Source organism: Paenibacillus hodogayensis, from assembly GCF_039536325.1.
Lineage (GTDB): Bacteria > Bacillota > Bacilli > Paenibacillales > NBRC-103111 > Paenibacillus_AB > Paenibacillus_AB hodogayensis.
The window spans coordinates 13,802-40,664 of record NZ_BAAAYO010000007.1; the positions used below are offsets into that span (position 1 = coordinate 13,802).

The window sequence follows — 26,863 nt, forward strand, 5'->3', positions numbered from 1 at the left end:
AAGGAGGCGCTGGCTGTGCCGGGTACGAGTTTTCTCGTTCAGTTCGACCGGATTGTCGTCAATGCGATGGAGACGAATTCGGGCATCTTTGTGGGCACGAATCTGCAATACGGCTGGAGCTCGCACAGCAAGACGAACGCCAGCTTCTCGGGCATTTCGGGCGAGGGCCATCAAGTTACGCGCAATGTGAACGTCATTTACGATAACGATCTGATCGATACGCCGATCGACGACCGCGATGTTTTCCTGAGCAAGCAGACGGTCCCGCAGGCGTCATGAATGTGACCGCGAACAGGAAGAGCAGAAGCCGGCGAAATCGTTGGCTGAAGGGAGGCGATCGGTTGGCCAGATCGGATGAAGAAAAAACAGGTCCGGGCGGGGGGCCGTTCGACTGGGATGGCTTTCAGAACAGCTTTTTCGGCGGAAACGGCTGGAAGGAGGCGCTCCATGGCAATCCCGGCGGCCCGATCCCTTGGGTGGACCGATATGTAAAGGGGATACTGGCGGATGCGGTCCCCGGACCGTCCGATAACGGCCGGACCGCGCAGCCGACGGCGGAGTCCAGGCAATCGTCGCTCGCCTGCAACGTATTCGAGACCCACCGGGCGCTCATCGTGCGCATCCGCTTGTCCGCCGACATGGAGCCGAGGCAGTTGCGGTTGGCGGCGATGCCCCATGAGCTGCGGCTGGCAGGACTTCCCGGCGGCGAGGAGAAGACGGTAAGGCTGGCCGTTCCGGTTCGTGTAGACGGAGCCAAGGCGGTATACAAACAGAACGTCATCGAGGTGACCCTGCCGCGCGAGGAAGCTGTAGTCGCCAAAGAAATTCCGATTCGTTTTATGGAGGGGGGCTGATCCGGCGTTCCGGCGAAAACAAGCAAACTTTCATCAGAGGCCGCACGGATGCATCCGTACGGTCTCTTGCCGCGAGTATGCGGGAAATGGGCCTATACCGGCTGCGCCTCTGTCGCATACAATATGGCAAAACCGCAATTGCGGGTATAGGCTGCGGAGGCGGTCGGCATGGCAGACCAGAAGGAGAAAGACCCTTGCGTTCGCTGCGGACATCAGCCGGAGAAAAGCGACAGGCATTGCGTCCGCTGCGGTGCGCCGCTCGTGAACCGTTGTTCGAAAAAAAAGAGCCCTCTGCATAAGGGCTGCTCCAAAGTAAACCGGCAGGACGCTGCGTATTGCGCGGATTGCGGCGCGCCGACCGTGTTCCGGGAATCGGGGCTGCTGTAGTACGCCGCCGGTTTTTAGCGGAACCGGGGCATGGGAATAAACGCTGCGACAGGCCTGAGCCAGCTGTGCCCGGCATATCTCGCGCTTGATGCTGTACCCGATGGAACAAGGCAGCGCGCTCCCACATACGCTCGTCTACGCGAAAACGGATAGCCGGCGAATTCCGGCCCATGTCCGCATTCGCGTTATTTGTCTTGCCCGATGTCGGCCTGCTGCGACGCTTCCCGGACAAGCCCGGCGAACCAGTCGCGGACCGCTTCCGGAATATCCGGGGCCGCTTCGCCGGACATCCAGTCCAAGAAATCGGAATCGTCCAGCGCCGAACGCGTCTCGGACAGCGTGTTGTTGTTGCCGCTAATTTCCCCGAAGCCTTGATTCTGTTTCTTGCTGCTTTGGAAGTGAGAGGGGAAGTTGTTGCCCATGTTGACGCAGGACGCGCCTTCTACACTGCCGATATCGATGCGGCCGATAACGAAATTGGGCGAGAACAACGAGGCCGCCATCAGCCGCCCCCGTTCGGGCGATCGTCCGCTCGACGCCTTCTGACGTACAGCCCGTCTGTCAGCTTATTGCCTTTGCCGTCGACTGAACCCATCGCTTCGCTGCTCCGTTCCGTGCTGACTCGGCCAAGCAGCACGTTGATGCCGCTGTTGACGGACGAGCTTTCCGAGACGGTATCGATCTCGATCGATTCAAAGCGAATACGTACCATATTCGATTTAACCTCCTTGTTCGGGACGTTCGGGAAGCGGAGGATCGTCCGCCGCGCCTGCGTCTGGCCGGTCGATCGCAATATCGATGGCCTCATCGGACGGCTTCGTGCGGAAGAACTCCACGGTCAGCAGTCCGTCCTTGCTGCGGGCTCTCATGCCTTCCGCCGCCGTTCCGGGCGGCAAAGGGATTTTGCGGTGAAACGGGCCGAAAAACCGTTCGGCAACAAGCAAACCGTCCTCTTCCACCGGATACGGACAGACGAGATCGCCGCGGATGTGCAGCATGTTTTTATGTACCGAAAGCTTGACGGATTCCTCGATCCGGCAGCCCGGCAGCTCGATCACGACGATAAAGCGGTCATCCGTCTGGAAAACGTCCGTTCTCGGCTGAGCGTTCGGAAGAAGCCCGGCAATGTCGTTCCAAAACTGATCGCCGAGCGTTTGGTTGGCTTGAGAACGCAGCTTTTTCCAGAAACGGTGGGGAGCTTCACTCATAGGGGCGGGCCTCCTTCCTGTCTGCCTCGGCCTAAGCGCTTCCCTACCAGTGTATGAGCGGCGGAGCCTGTCCCATGCAGAGGACATTGCGCATCCGCCTTTGCCCTCCGCACGAAGTTGCAACAAGCGCAAAAACCGTCCGCCCGAAGCTGCCCTGCGGGGCATACCTTCGAAACGAACGGTTTGGCGAGCGCGGAGCTGGCCGCTGCCCGGCTTGTCCGGGCTAGACGAGCTTGATCAGATGGACGATCTGCGAATCGGTCCATACGCGTATAATATGATTGGACGAGTCGTATTGCACCTTGCCTTCGCCGACTTCGATTAACGGCTCCGAGCCGAGGCCGTAGAAAATATCGTCCGCCAACGTCCGCAAAAATTCGATCTGCTCTTCGCGATCCAGACTTTCCCAATCGTCGCGCTCCATCTCGAACATTTCATAGCAATTGTCGATTTGTCCGAGCGCCGTCCCGAAATCGCGGACGATGTCGCGGTACTCGCGGTTGAATCTGACACCCATTTCGTTCACAACCTTTATTTGATGTACCTCCATCTTACCAAAAGCATGGCAGCATTATCCACTGGCGGATCCGCCGACTTTGCGCAATGGGGCTAATTGGCGGCAGGACGCATCGACTGCGCCTGCCGGATCTTCTCTTCGTATTGACGGAATATGACGTTGCCGTTGTAGCCCGTCATAATTTGCTCCCGGTATTCCGGCCACCGCTTCGCGGATTTGTCGGCGAATACCATCTTTACCTGCAGCTCGTTCTGGCGCGCGCGCATTGCTTCCACGCTGATGCCGAGCGGCGGAGTAAGCGTCGTTCCCAGTCCGCCGTAAACGGGAATTCGGCCGAGTGTGTCGGCGATCCGCCGGTCGCGTTCCGTTCGGCGGGGATCGATCACGGTCAACCCGAGAACATGCGGCGTGTCCGGCGTGAAGAAATCCCATATTTTCAGAAAATCTCCGTTTTGGACAATATCCTCGTCGATCTTGGCCGGAATGAGCGTAAGGGTCGATCCTTTTCGCGTATAGTGCACATTTTCCAGTCCGTAGTGGGTCAAAATAAACCCTTCTTCGCCCGACAGCCAGTCCAAAATCTGCGAAATCCGCTCCAGCTTTTCCGGGTTCAGGCCGGCGGCATTGTTGGCGTATACGAAAGGATACTGCGGCGTCGAAGCTGTCGCAATCGCCTGTTTGCCGAACGGATTGAATGGCACCCAATCCGCCGCCGGATTGATAGCCCTGCTGCGGGATTGAAGGCTGTCCGGATTGGCGTCGAACGCGAAATCCAGCGTATCGCCCAGCACGATGCCGACTTTTCCTTGAACGGCCTTGTCGATATGCTGGCGCCCTTTGTTCAGAAACCAGTCGGGGTCGACGACGCCATCGCCCATAGCACGCAAGATGTCGGTGACGACCTGTTCCACCTTCGAGTCCATCTGCATGTCGATCAGCCGGTTATCGGCATAATAGGCCGGATACAGCAGGCCGTTCTTCACATATTCCGGCCAATCCGTGGAAAGGCGGGAGCCGTTGCCGGCGGTCGTGAATCCGTATGTATCCGCCCTGCCGTTGCCGTCCGGGTCGTTGAACGTAAACGCTCTCAGTACGTTGTAATAACGCTCGTAGCTGTCCGGCACGTCTAAACCCAGCTTGTCCAGCCAATCCTTGCGGATGTAGTAGGAGCGGTAGGAGCTTTTGTCATACGGAATCGGAGCGCGGGCGAACTTATTGTGGAACTGGTATTGGCGCAGCTCGGACTCGTTCATCCAGTATTTAAAATAATGCGGCATCTTTTCCGGCGTCACATAGTAGGTCATATCCGCCAGCACATTGTCCAGCGCATGCTGGGCGCCGCCGTCCGCGCTAAGCTCTAGCCACATGTCGGGCGGATCGTTCGCAGAGAGCAGGGCGGCGATCTTCGTTTCGTAGTCGTTGCCCGGCTCGGTGTACGTAACCGACAAGCGGACGTTGAACTTGCGCTCGATGGCCTGCCGGACAAAATCACGTTCGGGGGCCGGAAGGCGGGACGTAGCGGGGCCGCCTATCAGCAGATGCAAGGTCATAGCGGAGCCGTCCGGTCCTGCAGCATGCGGCTGACGGGCACCGGCACCATTGTTGGCGACGGCGAGCCCGATCCATAAAGCCGCTCCTGCGAGGAGCACCGCCGTTGCCAATCCTAGGTACAGCCTGAGCTTTCTGTTCAAAAGCATGTTCCTCCCGAATGGATAATCTATTCTATATATGTTATCGTGTTTTCGTACAGAAGGAAAGAGCGGATATAGATGTCAGCCTGTCCGCCGTTTACAAGGTTGAAGCGAACGGGTTACAATTAAGGAATGATGAATAGCGCTCTCACGGGGGACTCTATGAAAAAAACGAACGGATTTCAACGACTGCTGTTGTCTTATTTGCCCGTCTTTTTTCTCATAGTCGCGACGCTGCTGTTTCTGGCTTATTTGTCGTTGAACGAAATGTCGACGCGTTCGGCCATGAAAGCGAATACGCTGCTGTCGCATACGATTAGCCAGACGATCGACGGGGTGCTGCGAGGCGTCGACGAGATGATCAGCGGCGAACTGCGGGATAACGAGAAGCTGACGCAGTTTTTCGCGGACATTCCCGCTTCGGAACGGCGACAGGTCGATTACGAGGCCGCGGCCGCTCTAGGGGCCATTATCCGCAAGCAGCCGCTCGTGCACTCGATCTATTTGTACCGGACGAAGGACGCTACGGTACTGACTCCTTCCTCCATCTCGGGTCTGAACGCTTTCGGGGACAAGGAATTTATCGGTTCGAGGATATCCAGCCTGCGGCCCTTCCATTGGGAAAATAAGCGGTTCTACCAGGAAAGTCCCGGCTTTGGCGGCGCCGACGTCGTCAGTCTGGTCAGGATTGCCGATTTATCGGACCGCAGTCTGCTGGTCGTGCATGTCAGCACAGCCAAACTGAGCGAAATGATCGGCAGCATGTCCGAATCGAAGCTCAATTTCGTGGAGCTGATCGACGAATCGGGCAAATTGATCGCGTCGAAGGCGTCGACCGGACCGTCCGGCCAAGAGGGTGCCGTTCCGGATTCGGGCAAGGAGCTGGCGCATATCCGCTCGGACTATACGGGCTGGTCCGTCAGAGTCGGCATCTACAAATCGAGCATTCTCGATTGGGTTTCGTCGCTGTTCTACGTGTGGATCACGCTCGGCTTTATCGTCGTGGCGCTGGGCGCCGTCTGGTTCGTGCTGGTCACGCGGCGCCATTACCGCCCGATCCTGACATGGGCAAGTCGCATCGAGGCGTATGCGCGGCTCAAGAGCCGCAAGCTGCAGTTGGACGAGCGGAAGGACGAGTTCAAATATATCGAGAACGCGATCGATCAGCTTCTGGACGAGCATAGTATGCTCCAGGTTAAGGACGAAGAAAATATCGTATACCGCCGCAGGCACGTTTTCCTCCATCTGTTGGAGGGCGAGGGAGGCATGGGCGACAAGCTCCAGAATATGGAGCTGCTCGGCTTAAGCGGGGACGACTCTACCTGCATGACCGTCATGCTGTTCGAAATCGACCAGTTTCAGGAGTTTACGGCGAAGTACAACCGCCGCGATCAGCAGTTGTTGAAGCAGGTGATCGGCAACGTGCTACGCGAAATTGCCGGAGACATGCGCCTGGCGCTGTACGGGGAGTGGGTCAACCCGCACCGTTTTGCCGTCCTGCTGCAATTGGCGGGCAAGGAAGGCGCCGAGGAGACGGCTGTCTCCCTCTCCGATAAGCTGCGAGAGTGGATCGGCGACAACATGTCGTTCACCGTAACGGCCGGGATCGGCGGCGTATACCCTGAGCTTGCCCGGCTGCCCGAGTCGTTCCGGCTCGCTTCCAGGCTGCTCGGCTACAAATCGTCGCTCGGCGCGAACCGGATTATCGTGGAGGCCGATACGCAAGTGCCGCACGGGGAAACGTTCAAGCAGCTTGAGGAAATCCGGCTGCTTTGCCAGTCGTTCCGCGCCGGCGATCCGGCGTGGGAAGAACGGCTGCATAGTTTTTACCGCTCGATCCGCAACAGCTTGTTTACGAGAGACGACCTCTACAATGTATTTACGATGCTGACGGTCCATTTGCACCGCGAAATGATGGAACTTCCCGCGGAGTTTCAGGATATTTGGAATTCTTCCGCCGCCCTTCGCATCGACCGGATCATGGAGCGGCACGAGACGCTCGATGCGATATACGGGGAGCTGGATGCGCTGCTCGTCGAAGCGTTCGAGGAGATGCGGCGGCTCCGGGAGAAAAAATCGTCGCATCATATGCTGCAAAACATCAAACAATATATTGCCGAGCAATACGGCAATCCGGAATTGTCGCTTGCTTCGGTGAGCGAGCAGTTCGGCTACAACGCTAGTTACTTGAGCCGTATTTTCAAGGAAGAGTTCGGCGTCAAATTTATCGATTACGTCACCCAGATCCGCATCGAGAAGGCGACCCGGCTGCTCAAGGAAACGGAAGACGCGGTGCAGCACGTTGCGGAAGAAGTGGGCTACACGAATGCGCTATCGTTTATCCGCGCCTTCAAGAAGCAGACGGGAACGACGCCCGGCAGCTATCGCAAAGAGCTTCCGGAAACGATATAAACAAAAAAACGGCTATCGGTAAGAAAACGTATATAAGGGGAGCGGGACCGTACGCAGACTGTCGCAGCAAAGGCGCGACGTCGGCGGGATAACGGATTCCGCTTTTTTGCGTCCCTGTGGCGCCCGACCAACAAAAATGCTTATGCCGTAAAAAATCAAATATTTACGGAACAGTCGGCAAAATGATAAGTTACTGAACGAGCCGGCCGGTTCGTTTCAAGCAGAAAATGTCGAGATACAGGGAATATTGTTGGAAAGACCCGAGGTTGCCTATATAAAAGGAGGGTTCGCATGAAAGTGAAAATGAAATCGATTTCGACTGCACTTGCGTTATCTCTCGTCGCACTTTCCGCAGTCGGCTGTGCCAAGGCTCAAGAGCCGGCCAAGGATGCCGCCCCTGCTCCGCAGAACGGAACGTCTCAAGGAGCTGCTTATACGGAAAACGGACTACCCAAAGATCAGAAAGTTACATTGAAGGTCGGTTTCTTTGAAAGCGGAATGGGGCGCGAATGGTTCGATTTCGCCATGAACACATTTAAAGAAAAGTTTCCGAATGTCAGCTTCGAGGTCGTATACTCTCCGAAGATTGATACGATCACGGGAACGAAGATCGCCGCCAACAACGACAGCGATATGTTCGATCTGTTCTCCGGCAACATTCCGGGCGGCGTGGAAGCGCTTGTAGCCGCAGGCAAGCTGGAGCCGCAGGAAGATCTATGGGATCGCAAGGCGTATGACGGGGGCGGCAAAACGCTGAAAGATATCGCTCTCGATGGCGAATATGCGTCGGCTCCGCGCGTAATGGGCAAGACGTATGCGCTGCCCGTCGCCGGTACCGCCGGGGGACTGATGTACAACAAAGCGCTGTTCGAGCAAAACGGCTGGAACCAAAACCCGAAAACATGGGACGAGTTCATGAAGCTTTGCGAAGCGATCAAAGCGAAGGGCGTCATTCCGGTAACGTTCCCGGGCGTGTATCCAACCTATATCGAGAACGCTTTCGGAGCGTGGAAGCTGTTCGAGCTAGCCGAAGCGAACGGCAACCTGAAAAAATTCGAAGACGATTTCCGCAGTTTCAAGCTTCCTAATCATACGTCCCCCGAAAGTGTCGAACGTTGGAACAAGATTTACGAAATGGGCAAGAAAGGTTACTTCCCCGAAGGTGTATCCGCCCTCAACCATACGCAATCGCAAATGCAGGTCATTCAAGGCAAAGCGGCTATGGTGTCGACCGGAACGTGGGTACAGAACGAAATGAAGGAGTCCACGCCGCCCGATTTCAAATGGGGTTTCATGAGCGTGCCGATGACGAACAAGGCGGACGACACGATCTGGATTCGTCTGTCCGCGGGCAACGGGAACTACATCTGGGCGGCCAAGCCGGAGTTGAATAAGAAATGGGCCAAGGAATTCAACGTATGGTTGTGGAACTTGTCCGTTCAATCGGTCATCGCGGAAAAAGGCGGCATGCTGCCGGCGCGCAAAGATTTCTCCGACGACGCGGCCAGAGCGGCCAAAATCCAGGATGCGCCGAAAGCGATGTACGAGTATATGAAGAAAAACAAGGTCATGCTGGAAAGCGGCTTCCGCAACGTTAGCTTGACCGATCCCGCTTATCAGCAGTCCTTGAAAGTTATCAACGAAGCGATCTCGCAAATCGCCATCGGCAAGCAGGAGCCGCTGCCTAAGCTGCAGGAAGCCGAGGAGCTGCTGAAGAAAGCGATAGACGCCCAAGCTCAGAAAAAATAACGTTTCGATTCCGGCAGGGGGCGTGCGGCTAGTCCGCACAAGCTCCTTGCAGCGGATCGGACTTGCGCGAAAGGAGCGCTGAACCGTGGCGACCTCTTACACGGAAACGAAGACAGCCAACCCGAAACGGGGCCGCATGATGCAAAAAGCGAATGTGCAGCGCACGATTTTTATTTTGCTGGCGGTCACGCCCGCTTTTGCCGGCTATGTATTGTTTACGTTGTATCCGAATCTCTTATCCGTTTATTATTCGCTGTTGAACTGGAACGGCATTTCCGCCCCGAAGTTCGTCGGGCTGGACAATTATACCGCGATGCTGCAGGACAAATACGTTTGGCGGGCGCTTTTGCACAATTTGTTCTATATGGTAACCATTCCTGTCCTCGTTATCGGCATCTCGCTGTTTCTCGCGTATTTGCTGACCAATAAAGGCTATAAGGGGACTAAAGCTTTCAAGGTGCTGTTCTTCTTCCCGAACGTATTGTCCACGGTCGTCGTCGCTTTGCTGTGGGCGTTTATATACGATGGAAGCTTTGGTTTGCTGAATGGACTTCTTCACTTGGTCGGCATCGATATGAACGGTTTTTACTGGCTCGGGGATACGAGAACGGCGCTTTCCGCCATCGTTCCGCCATTCGTATGGGCCGGCGTCGGACTTTATGTCGTTATTTTCATGAACGCGATGATTACGATTCCGAAATCGTTGTACGAATCGGCGGTTATGGAAGGCGCGGGACATATGACCCGGCTGTTCCGCATCACAATTCCGCTCATTTCCCCGATTATTCGCGTAAGCGCCATCTTCCTTGTCCTCGGAACGCTGAAAAGCTTCGACAAGGTGCTTATCTTGACCAACGGCGGTCCGGCCGGCTCGACGGACGTCATCGGCTTGTACATGTTCAATCTGGCTTTCGGGAACGAAGCGCACAACTACGGCTACGCTTCGGCGATCGGCATGTTCTTGTTCGTTATTCTGGTGGGCGCGAAGCTGCTCGTCGACAAGCTGCTCCCTAACCAATCGTATGAATATTAACAATCGAACCTTAGTTTTGCCTATAAAGGGAGGTGGAGCGATTGACGGAACGGCGTACGGCCATCGACTGGTTTTGGCGAATCGTGCTGATCGTCTGGTCGCTGACGATTTTATTCCCGCTCGCTTGGGTTTTGTACGAGTCGCTGAAGACGAACCAGGAATTTTTCCAGAACGTATGGGCATTTCCGGAAACGCTCAAGTGGAGCAACTATAAAACGGCCTGGGACAAATACAATTTGGGCGGAGCCATGCTCAACACGCTGTATTACGTAGGGGTGAGCCTCGTTCTCGGCACATTCTTAACGACATTAAATGCTTACGCGCTGACCCGTATGGAATTCAAGGGCCGGAAGCTGGTGTGGGGCGTCATTATGCTATCGCTGTTTTTGCCGGGGATCAACGCCCTCATTCCGCAATACGTGCTGATGCGCGACTTGCATTTGACGAATAGCTTGACCGGGTTGATCATACTCGACAGCTTCGGAGAGAGCGTCTTCTTCCTTATGCTGCTCGGCGGGTTTATGCAATCGCTTCCGAAGGAGCTGGAGGAGAGCGGGACGATGGACGGCGCTTCGTTGTTCCAGGTGTTCGGCCGCATTATCGTTCCGTTGGCGATGCCGGGCATCGTGACGGTGGCGATATTCAAGTTCCTCGGCTTGTACAACAATTTTCTCGGACCGTTCATTTACTTGAGCGATCCGAAGAAGTACACGATCGGCGTCAATATGTACCAAGCCGACCAGATGATGCAGTATACGGCGGACTGGGTTACGATGTTTGCCGGGGTGATGATCGCGATGGTGCCTTCGGTGCTGATGTACGTATTTTGCCAGCGTTGGATTATGGAAGGCGCCACGATGGGCGCGGTGAAAGGTTGATATCAGGATCAATCAGGCACAGCTGGCGTCCGCTTGATATCCCGGCCGCAGCTGGAGCAGGTTCTCGAATGAAATTGGTCGGAGCGTTTAAAACGCTTCGGCTTTTTCGTTTACCCGAAATCACGGTCTCGTGTGAAACAGGCTGCCGCTGGAAAATGGGCTCGCAACCCGCTATGATGGTAAAGTGTGGACTATACCTGAAAGGATGTGCCAGCCATGGATTCACAAGCGAAGCGATTTTTGCTCGAGCTGCTTGCCACGCCTTCTCCATCCGGCCAGGAATGGGACGTCCAGCGAAAATGGATCGATTACGTGAAGCCGTTCGCGCACGACGTCCGCACCGATATGGCGGGCAACGCCGTGGGCGTGCTGAACCCGGAGGCGCCGTTCAAAGTGCTGCTTGCCGGCCACTGCGACGAGATCGGGCTGATCGTCAGCCGAATCGACGATCGCGGCTTCATTTATGTGGATGCGCTGGGCGGGATCAGCCCCAAGCTGGCCGTCGGCATGAAGGTGGACATACTCGGAACCGGGGGCCGACTGACTGGCGTATTCGGAGCGAATGCGCAGCACCACGGCGGGCTGAAGAACGATGTCGAATTCGACGATTTGTTCATCGATTGCGGGGCGGCGGGCAAGGAAGAGCTCGCGGGTATCGTGCAGGTCGGGGATCTGGCGGTGTACAAGCGGGAGCCGGAGCTGCTGCGCAACGACCGGCTCTGCGGGCGCGGTCTGGACAACCGGACCGGCGCTTTTATCGTGGCGGAGACGCTGCGACGGGCTGCGGCCAAAGGCGTCCGCGTCGGCGTTTATGCGGCAAGCACGGTCAATGAAGAAACGAATATGGGCGGCGCTTATTTCGCGGCTTCCGGCATTTCGCCGGATCTGGCGATCGCCGTCGACGTGACGTTCGCCACGGATTACCCGGGGGCCTCCTCGAAGCATCAGTCCGTCGTATTGGATGGAGGGCCGGTGCTTGCGAAGGGAGCGCCGATTAACCGGAAAGTCAACCGTCTGCTGGAGCATAGCGCGCAGAGGCTCGGCATCCCGCTGCAGCTGGAGCTGACTCCGCGCAAAACCGGCACCGATGCGGATATGATTCGCACGACGGGAAGAGGCGTACCGATTGCGCTCGTCTCGCTGCCGCTGCGCTACATGCATTCGCCGGTCGAAACGGTCAGCCTGAACGATATCGAGCAGGAGATCGAGCTGCTTACGGATGTGCTCGTGCACCTGACCGGCAGCGAGAATTTGAACCCGCTCTACGACGAGCTGTAGAAGCGGACGGCTGCGGAGGAAAAGGGCATGAACCGGAGAACGTTTCTGAAAAGATCGGCCGCAGCGGCTTTCATGGCGGTCGTCACCGCCGGCGGATTATGGAACTACAGGCTGAACGCGCCCCGTGATACGGAGGAGGACGAAGCCGATGCATTCGGCGATCTGCCGCACGGGATCAAGGGCGAGCGAGCGGAGATCGGCAATCCGAACGACGGCTCGGGTGCGGCGCTGTCTTTTTTCGTCTTAAGCGATCTGCACGTGAACAGCGGGGTCGCAACCCCAGGGGACAATCTGCGCCGGGCGTTCGACGATATGCTCGCCTTCGAGTCCAAGATCCAGGCGGTGCTTATTACCGGGGATGTAACCGAGTCGGGCACGGATAAAGATTACGCGCAATTCCGCAGCATTATGAAGGACTACAAGCTGCCGCCGGTATACGCCAATATGGGCAATCACGACTACTACCGCATATGGATCAACAAAGCAGGAGCGTGGAGCAAGGAAACGGCGCCTAACGGCATGACCGATGCAAGTTCCCGCGAAGCGTTTATGAAGCATTTCCGGCTCGACAAGCCGTATTCGGAAGTATTGCTCAACGGCTGCCGCGTCCTGCTGCTGTCGCAAGAGGCTTACGTGCAGGAAAAGCCGGAAGTCATCGAGGGCGCCTGGTATTCCGACGAGCAGCTGGCTTGGTTGAAGGATCGATTGGCCGAGCGGCAGGACCGCAAGCCGGCGTTCGTCATGATTCACCAGCCGCTGCCGGCGATCGGCCAGAACGGCGGCACCCATTCGCTGATCCGCGCGAAGGAGTTCCGCGACATTTTAAAGCCTCATCCGAACGTATTCGTCTTTTCCGGCCATACGCATCAGGACTTGCAGAACGGTCGGGAGCATTACATCAAGGAGACGTTTCACTGGTTTCATAATTCCTCGGTAGGCCGGGTGCTGGACGTACAATACCAGCCGCTCCGCGAGCATGTCGCCCAAGGATTATATGTACAAGTGTTCGCGGACAAGGTCGTCGTCAGGGGCCGGGAATTTATCGGGCGGAGTTGGATTAAGGAAGCGTCATGGACCGTAAAGCTGGTCTGATAGGGCAACGCACGCAGGGGACTTTTTTTACATTTCCATTAAAAATGAAGGAGTGGCACATATGAACGTATGGGAAGCGATAAGCGGACGCAGATCGGTTGGCGCAGTGACGGAGGAGCCGATTGAGAGGGAGAAGATCGAGCAGGTGCTGGAAGCCGGCAATTGGGCGCCCTGTCATCATTTGACCGAGCCTTGGCGGTTTTACGTCATGACCGGGGAAGGGCGCGGCGTGCTGGCCAAGGCGTATGCCGATATCGCGCTGGAGCAGGCGCTGGCTAAAGGGCCGGTAGAGAACGAGGAAGAGTTCCGGACGAAACAGGGGGCCAAGGCGTACCGCTCGCCTGTCGTCATCGCCGTAGCGGTATCGCCAAGCGACAAGCCGCAAGCGGTGCTGGTGGAAGAAATGGCGGCCGCTCATGCCGCCGTGCAAAATATGCTGTTGGCCGCTCATGCGCTCGGGCTGGGGGCGGTATGGAGAACGGGAGATCCGATGTATCACCCGACGATGCAGAAGGCATTCGGCCTGCAGGAAGGCGAGCAGCTTGTCTCCTTCGTATACTTGGGCGTTCCGAAGCTTCCTTTGCCGGTAAAAACGCGTGGGCCGGTGCAGGACAAGACGGTATGGATCGACAAAGCCGACTAGGACAAAGGCAGACTTCGTCCCGATTCCGCCTGAAGACGCCCGGAATCGACGGCGCCGGACAGCAGGTGGTCGGATCGGTACGCATTTTAGCGACTTTTGCGCTTGCCCGGGAAATTGGAAATCGTATTGCCGGAGACGATGGTCTCCGGTTCTTTGTTTTTTCCTTGCAAATCTGCCGCGTTTCATTCCCGAAGGGATGGCTTTGCTGCTCCGTTAGCTTGTTTCAACTCCTCATATCCGTTAAAAAAAACGGATGTTTTTGAAATGGAGTCGGATGGTATCGCTTACATGTAAGCGTTTATAATAAGAGCAACACGGCATACCCTGCAGGCGTTCGTGGAACGGTAAACGAGGATACGGAAAGAGGGGACTCGAATGACAACGAAATGGATCAAATCGGCGCTGGCGGCAGGCATCGCCTCCGGCCTTGCGCTCACCGCCGCAGGCTGCGGGTCATCGGGCACGGGAAATCAAGCTAATTCCGGAACGAACGCGCCGAGCACGAATACGAAAAAAGAGCCGGTCACTTTGTCCATCATGTACAACTGGACGAGTCCGAATGTGGACAACGGCATTTATAAAGATCGCATCAAACAATTCCAGGCGGATAACCCGGATATTAAAATCGATGAAGAAGGCGTGCCTTCCGAACAATACCGGACGAAGCTGCGTACGCTGGCTGCGGGCAAGAAGCTGCCCGACATGTTCATTTTGTTCCCGGGCGTCGAGATGGAGCCGCTCGTCTCGGGCGGTGTGTTGATGCCAATTGACGAAATTATGGGCACATGGAAAGGGATACTGCCCGACGACGCGCTGGCGGGCTTCAAATCGGACGGCAAACAGTACGCGCTTCCGGCAAAGCAGACGTTCGTGGATATCGTCTATTACAACAAAGAGCTTTTGGCCAAAGTCGGCTACAACCAGTTCCCCACAACGTACGCCGATCTGATCGAGCTGATCAAGAAGCTGAAGGCCGCGGGCATTACGCCGCTGGCGCTCGGCAACAAAGACCGCTGGCCGCTGCAATCGTCGTGGATGTCGGCCATCGGGGACCGGTTCACGGGAAGCGACTTCTTGTACAAGGTCAACAAGGGCGAAGCGAAATATACCGATCCGGATTTTATCAAGGCGCTGAACGTGATTGAGGAGTTCACGAAGCTCGATGCGTTCAACTCCGATCTGAATACGATGGACGTCGTGCAGGTGCAGGACTACTTCATGCAAGGCAAAGCGGCCATCCATATTACTAGCTCGACAATCGATTCCAAATTCCGCCACGAAAATCCGAAAGGCGACAATTTCGGCATCGCGCTGTTCCCGTCCGTGGAAGGCGGCAAAGGCGATCCGAAGAAAAGCGCGGGCGTCATTCAATACGGAATCGGCCTGAATGCGAAGCTGGATGGCGACAAGAAAGCCGCCGCCTTAAAGTTCATGCAATATTTTTACGGCAAAGAGCTGTATCAGACGCTGCTCAAGAAAGGCATCGTCGTACCGGCCCGCGTGGATCTGCCTGCGGAGACGAGTAAATATTTGAAGGAAATGATGGAGCTGACCGGCAAGGGGACCGCTCCGGTATTCGATTCGGTAGCGCCGATCGCGGTCAAGGACGTATTCGAGAACGGACTGCAAGCGATCACGACCAAGCAGAAGACGGCCGAGCAGGTCGCGAAGGAAATGCAGGCGGCACAGGATAAAGCCAAATAAACATCATTGCGGGCAACAGCACTAACGACCGCGGCGCGCCGCTTTCCGGCACAGTACCGAAGCGGCGCAAGACGCGCGGCGGTTCAGGCGGAGGGATCATGATGGATATATCGCTTGGCGCTTTCTCGTTCTGGGGCGAGATCAGTGCAGGCCGGATGAACGTCTTCGGCTATCTGGAAACGGTGAAGCACCGTTACGGCCTCGAAACGGTCGACTTATGGAACGGCCTTTACGAGGAGCGTTCCGAATACGTGTGGACGCCGGCAAACGACGAGGTGCTTCACGACATTCGCGCGGCGCTGGAGGAACGAAGACTGCGGTTATCGAACATCGCCATAGACAGGGCGCATGTATGGGAGCCCGACGAGCAGGTGCGTGCGGCGCTGAAATCCAACGCGCTGCGGCAAATCCGGGCAGCGCATCTGCTGAAGGCGAAGACGATCCGGATCGACGCCTGTTACCGCAACACGGAGACGATGACGGAGGACGCCTTCGCCTACACGGTCGATACGTTTCGCGAATATGCGGAACTGGCGGCCAGCTGCGGGATGCGCGTAGGACCGGAAAATCATATGGGGCAATCCACCGATGCCCGCTGGATGAAGCGGCTGGCGGAAGCCGTCGATCATCCCGCATTCGGCATCTTGCTGCATCTCGGACGTTGGAAGGAGGGCAGCGGGGGGGACGGCGACGTAGCCGCGCATGCCTACCACATTCATGTGGACATCCGCACGCTGAACGAACGAAGCTTGCCGGAGAAGGCGCATCTGCTGCTTGCCGATGGTTACGCCGGGGACTGGGCCGTCGAATACAATCCTTCGGCAAACCCGTACGATGAGATCGGGTGGGCGCTGGCCGATGTGCAGAAAACGGTGTTAGCCGAAAAAGGCAACCTTGCTAAAACAAATAGTTAATATCATTAAATATATACAATCAGCACCTGGAGGATGGGAGTGGAACGGAAAATGGAACGTGTCCGGATCGGCATTATCGGAGCCGGTATTATCGGAAAGAGCCATATGGAGCAATATGCGGCGATTGACGGCGCGGAGCTGGTTGCCGTCTGCGATATTAATGAAGCGGCGGCCGCTCAGGCGGCGGGACAATACGGCATTCCTCATCTGTACGCGGATATCCGCGCGATGCTTGCCCGCGACGATCTGGATGCCGTGGACGTCTGTCTGCACAATAACTTCCATGCTCCGGTCGCCATTGCGGCGATGCGGGCAGGCAAGCACGTCTATTGCGAGAAGCCGATCGCGGGAACGTATGCGGACGGCCGGGCGATGAGCGAGGCGGCGGAGGAGACGGGCAAGAAGCTGCACGTTCAGCTGAGTACGCTGTACAAGAAGGAAACGAAGGCGGCGAAGTCGCTGATCGATGCCGGCTCGCTGGGTAAGCTGTACCATGCGCGCTCCAACGGGTTCCGCCGGCGCGGCCGGCCTTTCGTGGACGGCTTCGGCGCGGCGCCGTTTACGCGCAAGGAAACGGCAGGAGGCGGCGCGCTGCTCGATATGGGCGTGTATCACATCGCCCAGCTGCTTTATTTGCTCGGAACCCCGGACATATCCCGGATAACCGGCAAGCTGTATCAGGAGATGGAGATGGATGCGGCGCGACGGGAAAGCAGCGGCTTCGATGTCGAGGAGCTGGCGCTCGGCTTTGTCACCTTCCGCGACGGACTGACGATGGACATCAACGAAGCGTGGTCGGTTCACCTGGGCGGCTACGAAGGAAGCAGCATCGTCGGCTCCAAGGGCGGCATCCGGCTGCCGGCTTACGATTCAGCCAAGCCGACGGCCCCGTTCAGCTTTCATACGACAATCGCCGATCTCGACCTCGACAGCACGCTCGATATGGACCGGATGGACATTCGCCGTCACCGGATGAATCCGAATGAGGACGCTTACGATTCGTCGCAGCAGCATTGGATAGCAGCTTTGCAGGGAAGGGTCGAGCTGCTGCCTACCGCGCGGATCGCTCTCGATACGATGCTGATCAGCGAAGGCATCTATGCGGCAGATGCGAGAGGCGGCGAGGTAAACGCGGAGGAAGTCCGCGCCTTGTCCCGGTCGGCCGCGGTTCCTATGGGATGAAGGTACTTAAAGCGTATACTTTTGCCGTCTACGGGGCGATGGCCGTCCTGTTCACGTTCTTGCCCTTGTATTTCCGGGATATCGGACTGTCCAAGATCGAGATCGGACTCATTATGGCCGGAGGGCCGCTCATCTCGATTATCGGCAACCCGTTCTGGGGCTACTGGAGCGATCGTTTGCAAAATATCAGGCTCGTGCTCCTTCTGATGATGGCCGGCAATTTCATCGCCTCCCAGACGGTATTCCAGGCTTCGGGCGTGACGGCCATCTCGCTGGCCATGCTGTTGTTCTTCTTCTTTCAAAGCTCGTTGTTCTCGCAAAGCAACAGTCTGATCCTGAATGCCATCGAAGGGACGGGGAAACGCTTCGGCTCGTTCCGCTCGTGGGGGTCGTTCGGCTGGTCGGTCGTGGCGGTGGCCGCGGCGCCTTTGCTGGGCGGACTCGGGATCGGCAAGCTCGGCTACGTATACGGCGCCATGCTGCTCGCCTCGATCGGCATCGGCTTCCTGCTTCCGCGCGGAGGGAGCGCCGGTAGGGGAGCGGCTTTCTCGCTGCGCGATTACGGCCGCGTGTTCGGCAACAAAACGCTGGTCGCGTTTTTCGCGCTGGGGGTGCTGATTTCCGTACCGAACTCGGTGAACTCCACGTTCGTCTCGCTGCGCATGTCGGAGCTAGGCGGTTCGGAGACGTTGATCGGCTGGTCCGTGTTTTTGTCCACGGTGCTTGAGGTGCCTGCTTTTCTGCTGTTCGACCGATGGACCGGAAAGAAGCCTGGCGCCATGATCGGCTTGCTGTCGGCGGCGAGCGTCCTGTTCGCCGTTCGCTGGCTGTTCATGTCCACCGTGCAGAGCGCCGTTCCGGTCATTTGGATTCAGATGAGCCACTGCGTCACATTCGGCTGTTACTACTATTTCGGTACCCAGCTGACCGCCAAGCTCGTGCCCGCCCAATATCGCGCTTCCGGCCAGGCTGTATATGCCTTGACCTGGAACGGACTGTCCGGCATGATTGCCGGCTTGGTCGGAGGCTGGCTGCTGCAAGAGATGGGCCCGCGCTTCCTGTATACGGGCGGCGCGATCGTATCGGCGCTTGGCGCAGTCGGCTTCTGGATGCTGTGGAGAAGCGTCCGCCGCGCCGAGAGGCAGCCTGCCGGCAGAGCGCCAGCCATTCCATCTTGAAGGGGAGACGGTTATGCATACATTGAAGCGAACGTCCTGGGCGATCGCGCTTGGCTTGCTGCCGGCGCTGGTTATTTACATCGGCATTGCCGTCGTTCCGATCCTGATGTCCTTTTATTATTCGCTGGTCGATTGGGACGGCTTGTCGAATGTCCGTTTCGTCGGCTTGGACAATTTTAAGGAAATTTTAGCCGATCCGACGTTCTGGAATTCGGTCAAAAACAATTTGATTATGATGGCGACCGGTCTGGTAGGCCAACTGCCGCTCGGGCTGCTGCTCGCGCTGGCTCTGAACCGGACGATGCGCGGCATACACTTTTTCCGTACGGTCGGCTTCCTGCCCGTCGTCATCTCGGCGGTCATCGTCTCGCTCATCTGGGGAAAAATGTACGGCGTCGAATCCGGACTGATCAACCAATTTCTCGATCTCGTCGGACTGGGCGTCTGGAAGCAAAACTGGCTCGGCAGCACGACCTGGGCGATGCTTTCGCTTTCGGTTACGTACATCTGGCAAAACTGCGGGCTGTACATGGTCATATACTTGGCCGCTCTGCAAAACATTCCTTCGGAAATCAACGAATCGGCGATGATGGACGGCGCAACCGGCTGGAAGCGGGTGCTGCTGATCACGATCCCAATGATTCGGCCAACGATATGGGTAACGGTCGTGTTCGCGATCAGCAACAGCTTCCGCGTCTTCGATCTGATCTACGTCATGACGGCGGGCGGTCCGGCCCATAATACGGAAGTGATGACGATCTATATGTACATCAACACATTCACGAACATCCGCTTCGGTTACGGCAGCGCGGTTTCCGTACTGATCCTGCTGTTCAGCCTGATCGTCATCTACGGGGCGAACAAACTGACGGGGGGCCGCGACGAAGACGGCAAAAGGGGGAAACGGGGACGATGACGCGACAACGCTGGAAAACGACAGGCATCGCCCTGTTCCTGATCGCCACAGGCGCCTTTAACGTTGTGCCGCTGCTCTGGATGGCGATCAACTCGTTCAAGTCAGAGCAGGAATATGCGCTGCACCCGCTTGGCTTTCCGAAGCAGTGGATATGGGACAATTTCACGAAAGCGTGGGAAATCGCCCACCTGGGCACATACTTCTGGAACAGCATCTTCATCACGCTCGCCTCCGTCGCCTTGACCGTGCTGCTTGGGGCGTTGGCATCTTACTTTTTATCGCGCTTCGAGTTTCGCGGCCGTAAGTGGGTGTACGGCTCGTTCATGCTCGGAATGGTCATTCCGATTCACGCCACGCTCATTCCGATCTTTTTGCTGATGCAGAAAATCGGCCTGCTCGACACCCGGCTATCGCTCATCCTGCCTTATACGGCGTTCCATCTGTCGATAACGGTGTTCATCCTGGTCGGCTTTATGAGCACGTTCCCGAAAGATATCGAGGAATCGGCGGTGATGGACGGCAGCGGCGTTTACCGCATCTTCTGGTCGATCATCCTGCCGATGACCCGCCCGGCGCTCGCCACGGTCGTGATTCTCAACTTTATTTACAACTGGAACGAATTCCTGTTCGCGCTTGTGCTGATCAACGATTCCGCGCTCAAGACGCTGCCGCTCGGCCTGGCCAACTTCGCCGGCAAGGAAACGACCAACCAGACGCTGCAGATGGCGGCGCTGACGATGGCGCTCGTGCCGATCGTGTTGTTCTACCTGGCCCTTCAGAAGCAGCTGGTACAGGGCATGACGGCCGGGGCGGTCAAAGGCTGATCGGCCCCCGGCACGGCCGGCAAAGGGTGCGGCGGACCGGAACAGCGCCGTTCCCCTCAGCCTCTGCCGGCCGCGCTGCTGAGGTGGGGGACATTGCCTGCGACAACGCCGACCGGATGTACTATAATGGTGCTGCAAGCGCTTGCCGGGAAAGGCGGGGTCCACATGCAATGGTTTAGCCTGAAATGGAAATCGGCCGCCATCTTTGTCGTACTGGTCACGTTGCCGACGCTGATCGTCGGCAATTTTGTGCTTTCCGAATACGACCGGATACTCAGCCGGCAGTTCGCCGATTCGATGGACAAAAACTTGAACACGGTCGAAATCAATTTGTCCGAGAAAATCAAGACGGTGGAAGATATATCCGATTATATGATTTACAAAGACATTTTCCGCGATTATATGACGATGCCCGAGCAGCCCGATACGCTGGAGCGAATCCGCAGCGCGAAGAAGGAGATCGAAGCGTTCGCGACCTTCCAGCTGATGTCCAAAAAAGACATCAAATCGATCTCGATCCGCGGCTTTAAGGGGAGCCGGCTCGATTTGGGAGAGCCCGTCACGGGCGAGGAAGGGCTCTGGACCGGCCAGGCGAACGAAAGCGCAGGCTCCCCCGTATGGAGCGATGCGTACCCGATCGTCAGCAGCTGGACCGGAGCGAAGCGGGTGCTGTCCATGTTCCGCGTTATCAATTCGTTCGAGGACGTCGTGACGCCGGTCGGGATGGTGACAATTCGGCTCGACGAGGCGGATATCGCCAATCTGCTGAATACGGCCGTGCCGGAGGAGCTGGGGAGAACGTTCATGTTGCGGCGGGACGGAAGCGTCCTGCTGAGCGGCGATCATGCGCTGGTGGGGCTGCCTTACCCGGAGCAGGAGCTGATCGGCGAATTGGCCGCTTACGGGAGCGCTCCGTTTCGGTATGAATCGGGAGGAACCGCCTATCTCGTCTTCTCGCGCGAAATGAAAGCGACAGGCTGGAGCATCGTGGCGATGGTGCCGGAGCACAATATCGTCGGTCAGACCCAGCCGCTGAAGGCGACGCTGCGCACGCTCGTCATCGTGATGATCATTCTCGGGCTGCTTGCGCTGGCCGGGTTCGACTGGGCGATTATCCGGCCGATTCTCGAGCTGCGCAAGGAGACGCACAAGCTCAAGAAAGGGGATTTCACCGCCCAGGTGGAGGTGCGCTCCCGCGACGAGATCGGGGAACTGGGCCGCCAGTTCAACCATATGGTGCAGACGATCAAGGAATTGATCGACAACAAATACAAGCTGGAAATCCGCCAACGCGAGTCCGAGCTGAAAATTTTGCAGCAGCAGATGGACCCGCATTTCCTGTACAATACGCTCGATATGATCCGTTGGAGCGCCCGGCTCGAAAACGCGATGGAGACGAGCCGGTTGATCGAGCTGCTCTCGCGCTTTTTTCGCACCGGGCTGGACCGCGCCTCGATGTGGACGACGCTGGCCCAAGAGCTGGAATTCGTGCAATCGTATTTGGACCTGCAGCAGAAAAGGCTCGGGCCGGGCTTGAAGATTGCGATTCACTGGGAGGCCGGATTGGAACAGGCCGTCGTGCTGCAGAAGATCGTCCAGCCGCTCGTCGAAAATAGTATCAAATACGGCTATAAGCCCCGCCAAGGCTGTTTCATTCGGGTTCGCTGCTTCCGGGCGGACAATGAACTGGTCGTGGAGGTGGCGGATTCGGGCGGCGGCTTCGAGCCGGAGCAGATCCGGCGGCTGCAGCGGATGTTCGCTACCGGCAAAGCCGGCGAGGATCTGCTGGGCCACGCGCTGTGCAACATTCATGAAAGGCTCTCCATCGTCTACGGCTCCGATTATGGCGTGGAGCTGCCGGAACAGGACATGCCGGGTGCGTTCGTACGCCTGCGCATGCCGCTCACGTTCAGGCTCGAATCGGGGGACAGCAAAGCTTCTTGAACATATCGCGGAACGGGAGGCGCAGTGGATGAATCAGGTGAATATGCTCATCGTGGATGACGAACCGATCATATGCAGAGGATTGCGGGAAACGGTGCCTTGGGAAGAAGCGGGAGTTGCGGTTGTCGGGGAGGCGTATGACGGGGAAGAAGCGCTCAAGCTCATTGCCGAGCTGGGCGTCGATCTTGTCTTGACGGACATCTGTATGCCGGTGATGGATGGACTTCAATTGGCGGAGAAGGTGAAGGAGTCGCTGCCGCATGTACGGCTTGTCATTCTGAGCGGCTACGGGGAATTCGAGTACGCCCGCCAGGCGGTCCGGCTCGGGATTGAGGATTTCTTGCTCAAGCCGGCGGAAATTCCCGAGATGCTTGGCATGGTGTCGCGGATCGCCGGGGAAATCCGCAGCGAGCGGCTGCTTGAGCTTTCCCGGCAGCGGGACAAGCGGCTGGCGCTGCTGCATGAACTGATGCGCGGCGGGGCGGACGGCTGCAAGCCGCATTATGCGCCGGATTCCGGCAGTATGCCGTCCGCCCCGGAAGGCGTCTACCGTTTCGTAGCCAGCCAGGCGGTGCGCGGCGCGCAATGGCTGGAGCGGATCGAGGAGCCGCTGTCCCCCGGCGAGCTCGAGCAGTGGAAGAGCAGCGTCGATTCGGCGTTGACGGGGGTCGGTGCGGAGCCTTTGTCGTTTTATTACCATGCCAATGTGCTTCTGACGTTCTGCATCGAGCGCGAGCCGTTGGAGGAGGCTCGGCTATCCGCAGCGCTTGCGAACATGACCCGGCTGCTGGACACGGGGGAGAGGCTGGTGTTCGGCCTATCGGAGACGTTTCGCGACTGGTCGGAGGCGCGGCGGCACGGGATGAGCGCAATTCATTACCTGCACTATGCCGAGGTCGAACCCGGCCGCCCGGTCTGGTATGCGCCGGAGGTTGCGGCTGCCGAGAAAAGCGGCCACGCTGAGCTTTCCCCCGATGCGGAGAAGCGCATGATCCAGTCTTTTTTCCAAAACGATAAGGAAGAGCTGGCCCGACAAGTCCGAAGTTGGATCGGGGAGCTGCAAGCCCAAGCCATTCCGGTCAAGGAGCTGTTCCGTTTATATGAGGAGCTTCGGCTGCTCGTGCTGCGCAGAATGCGTTCCAACGGGGCGGATATGCCCGTAGTTAAGACGTTCGATCTCCACCTGTACAACACGTTCGAAACGGCCGGGGCGATTATCGTGGCCGAGCTGCAGGCGATGCTGGCTTCTCTTCAGCCGGGCGCGATCGGCAAAAACCGCTGGCTGGTCGAGCGGGCTTTCGGCTATATCGGCGAGAAGGCCCACTACGATCTGAAAGCGTCGGAGGTGGCGGCATGGCTGAAAATCACCCCGAGCTATTTCAGCGTGATTTTCAAGCAGCACGCCGGCTGCGGGTTTACCGAATATATCAATGGGCTGCGGATCGGCCGGGCGAAAGCCTATTTAAGCGAGACGCACGATCGCGTCTTCGAGATCGCCGACAAGGTCGGCTACAAAGACTATAAATATTTCGTTGCCGTATTCAAGGCAACGACAGGGGTAACCCCGACGGAGTACCGCAATATGGCGGGAGGCAAGGTCGGTTAACGCCAAGGGCCGCGCAGCGTATGCGCGGTCTTCTTGCTGTCCCGCGAACATGGCGCAGGCGGGGCGGCGGACTGCCGCTAGCCGCGAATAACGGACGTAGCTTGTTGGGATACTACCCGGTAAATAGCGGATATAGAGGAAATCGCAATGTGGAAACGAAACGAGCACAACCAGCGACCGGTGCTGCAGCGGGAAGAGTTCCCTTCCGCCCCGCTTTCGGACAATCTTGCCGACAATCGCATATGGGTCGAAGAGACGTACGCCGATTGCCAAGACCTGAAACTGATTGCTTGGAGCTACGGTCCGCAGCTCGATCAAACGGCATTCTCTGTCTATTTGGAGACGCTTGTCAAAGACGAGAAGGTAACAGGGATCGAACAATCGTTGCAGGAGCTTGTCACGGCAGGGACAAGCCTGCTGACGGAAACGTCTCTAGAGGATGTTCAGTTCATCCTTACCCATCATGCCGCGCTCGTTCATTCGGCCATCGTACTGGAAGACGGCGGCCAGGTGCTGCAGCATATATTGGACGGCCGGCTGGTCGTCTTTTTGAACAACTGGAATAAAGCCGTCAGCTATGACGCCCAAGGCGTTTCGCACCGCGAGGTTAGCGAACCGATCACCGAGTCGGTCGTGCAAGGTCCCCATAACAGCACAATCGAAAACCTGACGACGAACATCGGCTTGATCCGCAGCTTGTTGAAATCGCCGAAGCTCAAATTCGAATTCAAGACAGCAGGCGAGATCAGCCGCCGTACGATCGGGTACGGATATTTGGAAGGGGCGGTCAACCCGGAATCGCTGTCCGAGTTTAAGAGACGGATCGCGGATATCGACACTGAGGAAATTATGGAAACGTCTTATTTGGAGGAATGGATCGGGGAATCGCGCTATTCGCCCTTCCCGCAGGTTCGTTACACGGAAAGGCCGGATAACGCGGCGGCAGCGCTCTTGGACGGCAAAATCATCGCGCTTGTGAACGGCACGCCGACCATTCTCATTTGCCCGGTGCATTTTTTCGAGTTTTTGACGACGAGCGAGGATTACTACCACCGGTTTATCTTCTCGTCCCTGATCCGCCTGCTGCGCGTCTGGGCGCTCGTCATGGCGCTGATGCTGCCAAGCACCTATATTGCCTTGTCGACGTTTCACTCCGAGCTGCTTCCGACGGTGCTGCTGCTGGCCATTCTGGATACGCGCGAAGGAATTCCGTTTCCGGCCTTTGTCGAGGCGCTGATTATGGAATTTTTCTTCGAACTGCTGCGCGAAGCCGGCATCCGGCTGCCGCGGCCCATCGGGTCCGCCGTCAGCATCGTCGGAGCTCTGGTCATCGGAGAGGCGGCGATTCAGGCGAAGATCGCTTCGCCGGTCATGGTCATTATCGTCGCCTTGACCGGGATCGCTTCGTTCTCGCTGCCCCAGTACTCGTTGGCTGTCGCTTTGCGGATATTGCGGTTTCCGCTCATGGCGCTTGCCGCAACGTTCGGGGGGCTTGGCATCATGATCGGGTTTCTGCTCGTGCTGCTGCATCTGACCTCCCTGCGCTCGCTCGGCCAACCGTATCTGGCCCCGGTTGCGCCGCTGGACATTAAGCAATGGAGGGACATATTTATCATGATCCCTCGCAAATTTCTGCTTCATTCTCCACGCAATCGGCATTTGCACAAAAAGCCGGGAGGAAGGGGAAAATGACTTGAGATCGATCGCATTCGTTGTGTTGTCCGGGCTATTGCTGCTCGTTCTGACCGGCTGCTGGGACAAAGCGGAATTAACCGAATTCGGGTATGTCCAAGCGGTAGCTATCGATCGGAACGCCAGCGGCAAATTCGAGCTGACGACATTGTTCTATGTGCCGTCGGCCGGGAGCGAGACGCAAAAGCCTACGCGCAAAGGGATCACGATCAAGACGCAGGGCGATACGATTTTCGATGCGCTGCGCGATATTTCCAGTCAATTCGGGCGAAAAGCGAAATGGGATCATATGCGCATCATTCTTCTCGGTGAGCAGCTGCTCCGGAAACAAAGCGCAGGGGAAGTGCTCGATTTTTTCTCGCGCGATCATGAACCGCGGGCAACCGTGCTGATGCTCGTGGCCGAAGGCCAGGCGGGCGAATATTTAACGGTAAAACCGTTTATCGAGTATACGATTGGCCAGCAGCTGCGCAAAATGGAAAAGATCGCCGCCAAATATTCCGCGAACACCTCGCGTGTACCGTTATTCGACCTCGCCATCCAGTTGAAAAGCGAAACCGGCATCGCGACGGTTCCGTTCGCCCAGCTTGAGAAAGCCGCCAAAACCGTAACGCTCGCCGGAGTCGCGGTTCTGAAGGAAGGGAAGGTCGGTTTCATTTTGACTCCGGCGGAGACGCAGTCCTTGCTTATGCTGACGAACCAATACGAGGAAGGCATTTTGGAATTTCCTTGCCCGGGCAAGCCGGATTCGCCCACGGACAAGGAATCGTTTGAAGTGTTTTCTCTGGATACGTCGGTCAACCCGGTCATTCAACATAACGAGGCCGCCGTCGACGTACGGATAAAAATAAAAGGGTCCGTCGGAGAACTGCGCTGTTCGGCGCTCATGAGCAGGGAAGAAGGGGAGCAATTCGAGGAGCGGATCGCCAAGCAGGTCGAGCGGGACCTCCAGAAGACGATCGCGCGCCTTCAGAAAGAAAAAACCGATGCGCTTGGCATCGGAAACCGTATTTTCAGAACGAATCCGGCTTTGTGGAAACGGTGGAAGCCCGCATGGCCTGACCACTTCGCGGCAATCCGCTTCCATGTCGCCGTCGAGGTAAGGGTGCTGAATACCGGCATGAACATCGGAACGCCTTTCGGGAAAAAGGGGGGATAGCC

General features: G+C 57.3%; 25 protein-coding genes. 20 read left to right on the forward strand and 5 right to left on the reverse strand.

The window, feature by feature from the left end:
* Positions 1-15: 15 nt before the first annotated feature.
* The 3 genes from ABD796_RS15170 to ABD796_RS15180 all read left to right on the forward strand — a co-directional run bounded on the left by ABD796_RS15170 (position 16) and on the right by ABD796_RS15180 (position 1,241).
* A complete protein-coding gene (locus ABD796_RS15170) occupies positions 16-279 on the forward strand; it encodes a hypothetical protein (protein WP_344908989.1) in 264 nt (87 codons plus the stop codon).
* A gap of 62 nt (positions 280-341) precedes the next feature.
* Positions 342-854, forward strand: a complete 513-nt coding sequence (locus tag ABD796_RS15175; RefSeq protein WP_344908990.1) for a hypothetical protein — start codon at positions 342-344, stop codon at positions 852-854.
* Between the two features lie 168 nt (positions 855-1,022).
* The gene (locus tag ABD796_RS15180) at positions 1,023-1,241 is read left to right on the forward strand and encodes a hypothetical protein (protein ID WP_344908991.1); all 219 of its coding nucleotides are present in this window, start codon (positions 1,023-1,025) and stop codon (positions 1,239-1,241) included.
* A gap of 185 nt (positions 1,242-1,426) precedes the next feature.
* On the opposite strand, the gene ABD796_RS15185 is transcribed toward ABD796_RS15180, so the two are convergent.
* From ABD796_RS15185 to ABD796_RS15205, 5 genes are all read right to left on the reverse strand, one after another.
* Positions 1,427-1,744: a hypothetical protein gene (locus ABD796_RS15185; RefSeq protein ID WP_344908992.1), complete on the reverse strand. Its 318-nt coding sequence runs from the start codon at positions 1,742-1,744 to the stop codon at positions 1,427-1,429.
* A complete protein-coding gene (locus ABD796_RS15190; RefSeq protein ID WP_344908993.1) occupies positions 1,744-1,953 on the reverse strand; it encodes a hypothetical protein in 210 nt (69 codons plus the stop codon). Before ABD796_RS15190 ends, ABD796_RS15185 begins: the two co-directional genes overlap by 1 nt.
* Before the next feature lie 7 nt (positions 1,954-1,960).
* Entirely contained in the window at positions 1,961-2,449 is a 489-nt protein-coding gene (locus ABD796_RS15195; protein WP_344908994.1) for an Hsp20/alpha crystallin family protein, read from the reverse strand.
* 223 nt (positions 2,450-2,672) lie between these two features.
* Positions 2,673-2,966 (reverse strand): hypothetical protein, encoded by a 294-nt coding sequence (locus ABD796_RS15200; RefSeq protein ID WP_344908995.1) that lies wholly within the window; start codon positions 2,964-2,966, stop codon positions 2,673-2,675.
* A 92-nt stretch (positions 2,967-3,058) separates the two neighbouring features.
* Positions 3,059-4,657 (reverse strand): extracellular solute-binding protein, encoded by a 1,599-nt coding sequence (locus ABD796_RS15205; protein ID WP_344908996.1) that lies wholly within the window; start codon positions 4,655-4,657, stop codon positions 3,059-3,061.
* A gap of 162 nt (positions 4,658-4,819) precedes the next feature.
* Here ABD796_RS15205 and ABD796_RS15210 point away from each other — a divergent pair, with 162 nt between their 5' ends.
* From ABD796_RS15210 to ABD796_RS15290, 17 genes are all read left to right on the forward strand, one after another.
* The gene (locus ABD796_RS15210) at positions 4,820-7,069 is read left to right on the forward strand and encodes a helix-turn-helix domain-containing protein (RefSeq protein WP_344908997.1); all 2,250 of its coding nucleotides are present in this window, start codon (positions 4,820-4,822) and stop codon (positions 7,067-7,069) included.
* A 291-nt stretch (positions 7,070-7,360) separates the two neighbouring features.
* Complete coding sequence (locus ABD796_RS15215; RefSeq protein ID WP_344908998.1) at positions 7,361-8,818, forward strand: extracellular solute-binding protein; 1,458 nt, start codon at positions 7,361-7,363, stop codon at positions 8,816-8,818.
* Between the two features lie 85 nt (positions 8,819-8,903).
* The gene (locus ABD796_RS15220) at positions 8,904-9,851 is read left to right on the forward strand and encodes a carbohydrate ABC transporter permease (protein WP_344908999.1); all 948 of its coding nucleotides are present in this window, start codon (positions 8,904-8,906) and stop codon (positions 9,849-9,851) included.
* A gap of 32 nt (positions 9,852-9,883) precedes the next feature.
* Complete coding sequence (locus ABD796_RS15225; protein ID WP_344909000.1) at positions 9,884-10,729, forward strand: carbohydrate ABC transporter permease; 846 nt, start codon at positions 9,884-9,886, stop codon at positions 10,727-10,729.
* Positions 10,730-10,945: 216 nt separating this feature from the next.
* Positions 10,946-12,007, forward strand: a complete 1,062-nt coding sequence (locus ABD796_RS15230) for a M20/M25/M40 family metallo-hydrolase (RefSeq protein ID WP_344909001.1) — start codon at positions 10,946-10,948, stop codon at positions 12,005-12,007.
* Between the two features lie 27 nt (positions 12,008-12,034).
* Positions 12,035-13,099 (forward strand): metallophosphoesterase, encoded by a 1,065-nt coding sequence (locus ABD796_RS15235; RefSeq protein WP_344909002.1) that lies wholly within the window; start codon positions 12,035-12,037, stop codon positions 13,097-13,099.
* A 61-nt stretch (positions 13,100-13,160) separates the two neighbouring features.
* On the forward strand, positions 13,161-13,742 hold the full coding sequence (locus tag ABD796_RS15240; RefSeq protein WP_344909003.1) for a nitroreductase family protein: 582 nt from the start codon (positions 13,161-13,163) through the stop codon (positions 13,740-13,742).
* A 375-nt stretch (positions 13,743-14,117) separates the two neighbouring features.
* Positions 14,118-15,446, forward strand: coding sequence for an extracellular solute-binding protein (locus ABD796_RS15245; protein ID WP_344909004.1), 1,329 nt, complete (start codon positions 14,118-14,120; stop codon positions 15,444-15,446).
* A gap of 98 nt (positions 15,447-15,544) precedes the next feature.
* Positions 15,545-16,360, forward strand: a complete 816-nt coding sequence (locus tag ABD796_RS15250; RefSeq protein WP_344909005.1) for a sugar phosphate isomerase/epimerase family protein — start codon at positions 15,545-15,547, stop codon at positions 16,358-16,360.
* A gap of 39 nt (positions 16,361-16,399) precedes the next feature.
* Positions 16,400-17,542, forward strand: coding sequence for a Gfo/Idh/MocA family protein (locus tag ABD796_RS15255; RefSeq protein WP_344909006.1), 1,143 nt, complete (start codon positions 16,400-16,402; stop codon positions 17,540-17,542).
* Positions 17,539-18,720 carry an MFS transporter gene (locus tag ABD796_RS15260; protein ID WP_344909007.1) on the forward strand — a complete coding sequence of 394 codons (1,182 nt, stop codon included), beginning with the start codon at positions 17,539-17,541 and terminating at the stop codon, positions 18,718-18,720. Before ABD796_RS15255 ends, ABD796_RS15260 begins: the two co-directional genes overlap by 4 nt.
* Before the next feature lie 13 nt (positions 18,721-18,733).
* Positions 18,734-19,636, forward strand: a complete 903-nt coding sequence (locus tag ABD796_RS15265; protein ID WP_344909008.1) for a carbohydrate ABC transporter permease — start codon at positions 18,734-18,736, stop codon at positions 19,634-19,636.
* Complete coding sequence (locus tag ABD796_RS15270) at positions 19,633-20,460, forward strand: carbohydrate ABC transporter permease (RefSeq protein ID WP_344909009.1); 828 nt, start codon at positions 19,633-19,635, stop codon at positions 20,458-20,460. Before ABD796_RS15265 ends, ABD796_RS15270 begins: the two co-directional genes overlap by 4 nt.
* Positions 20,461-20,625: 165 nt before the next feature.
* Positions 20,626-22,404, forward strand: coding sequence for a cache domain-containing sensor histidine kinase (locus ABD796_RS15275; protein WP_344909010.1), 1,779 nt, complete (start codon positions 20,626-20,628; stop codon positions 22,402-22,404).
* A 28-nt stretch (positions 22,405-22,432) separates the two neighbouring features.
* On the forward strand, positions 22,433-24,010 hold the full coding sequence (locus ABD796_RS15280) for a response regulator (RefSeq protein WP_344909011.1): 1,578 nt from the start codon (positions 22,433-22,435) through the stop codon (positions 24,008-24,010).
* 147 nt (positions 24,011-24,157) lie between these two features.
* Complete coding sequence (locus tag ABD796_RS15285) at positions 24,158-25,702, forward strand: spore germination protein (RefSeq protein WP_344909012.1); 1,545 nt, start codon at positions 24,158-24,160, stop codon at positions 25,700-25,702.
* Between the two features lies 1 nt (position 25,703).
* Positions 25,704-26,861, forward strand: a complete 1,158-nt coding sequence (locus tag ABD796_RS15290) for a Ger(x)C family spore germination protein (protein ID WP_344909013.1) — start codon at positions 25,704-25,706, stop codon at positions 26,859-26,861.
* Positions 26,862-26,863: the final 2 nt, after the last annotated feature.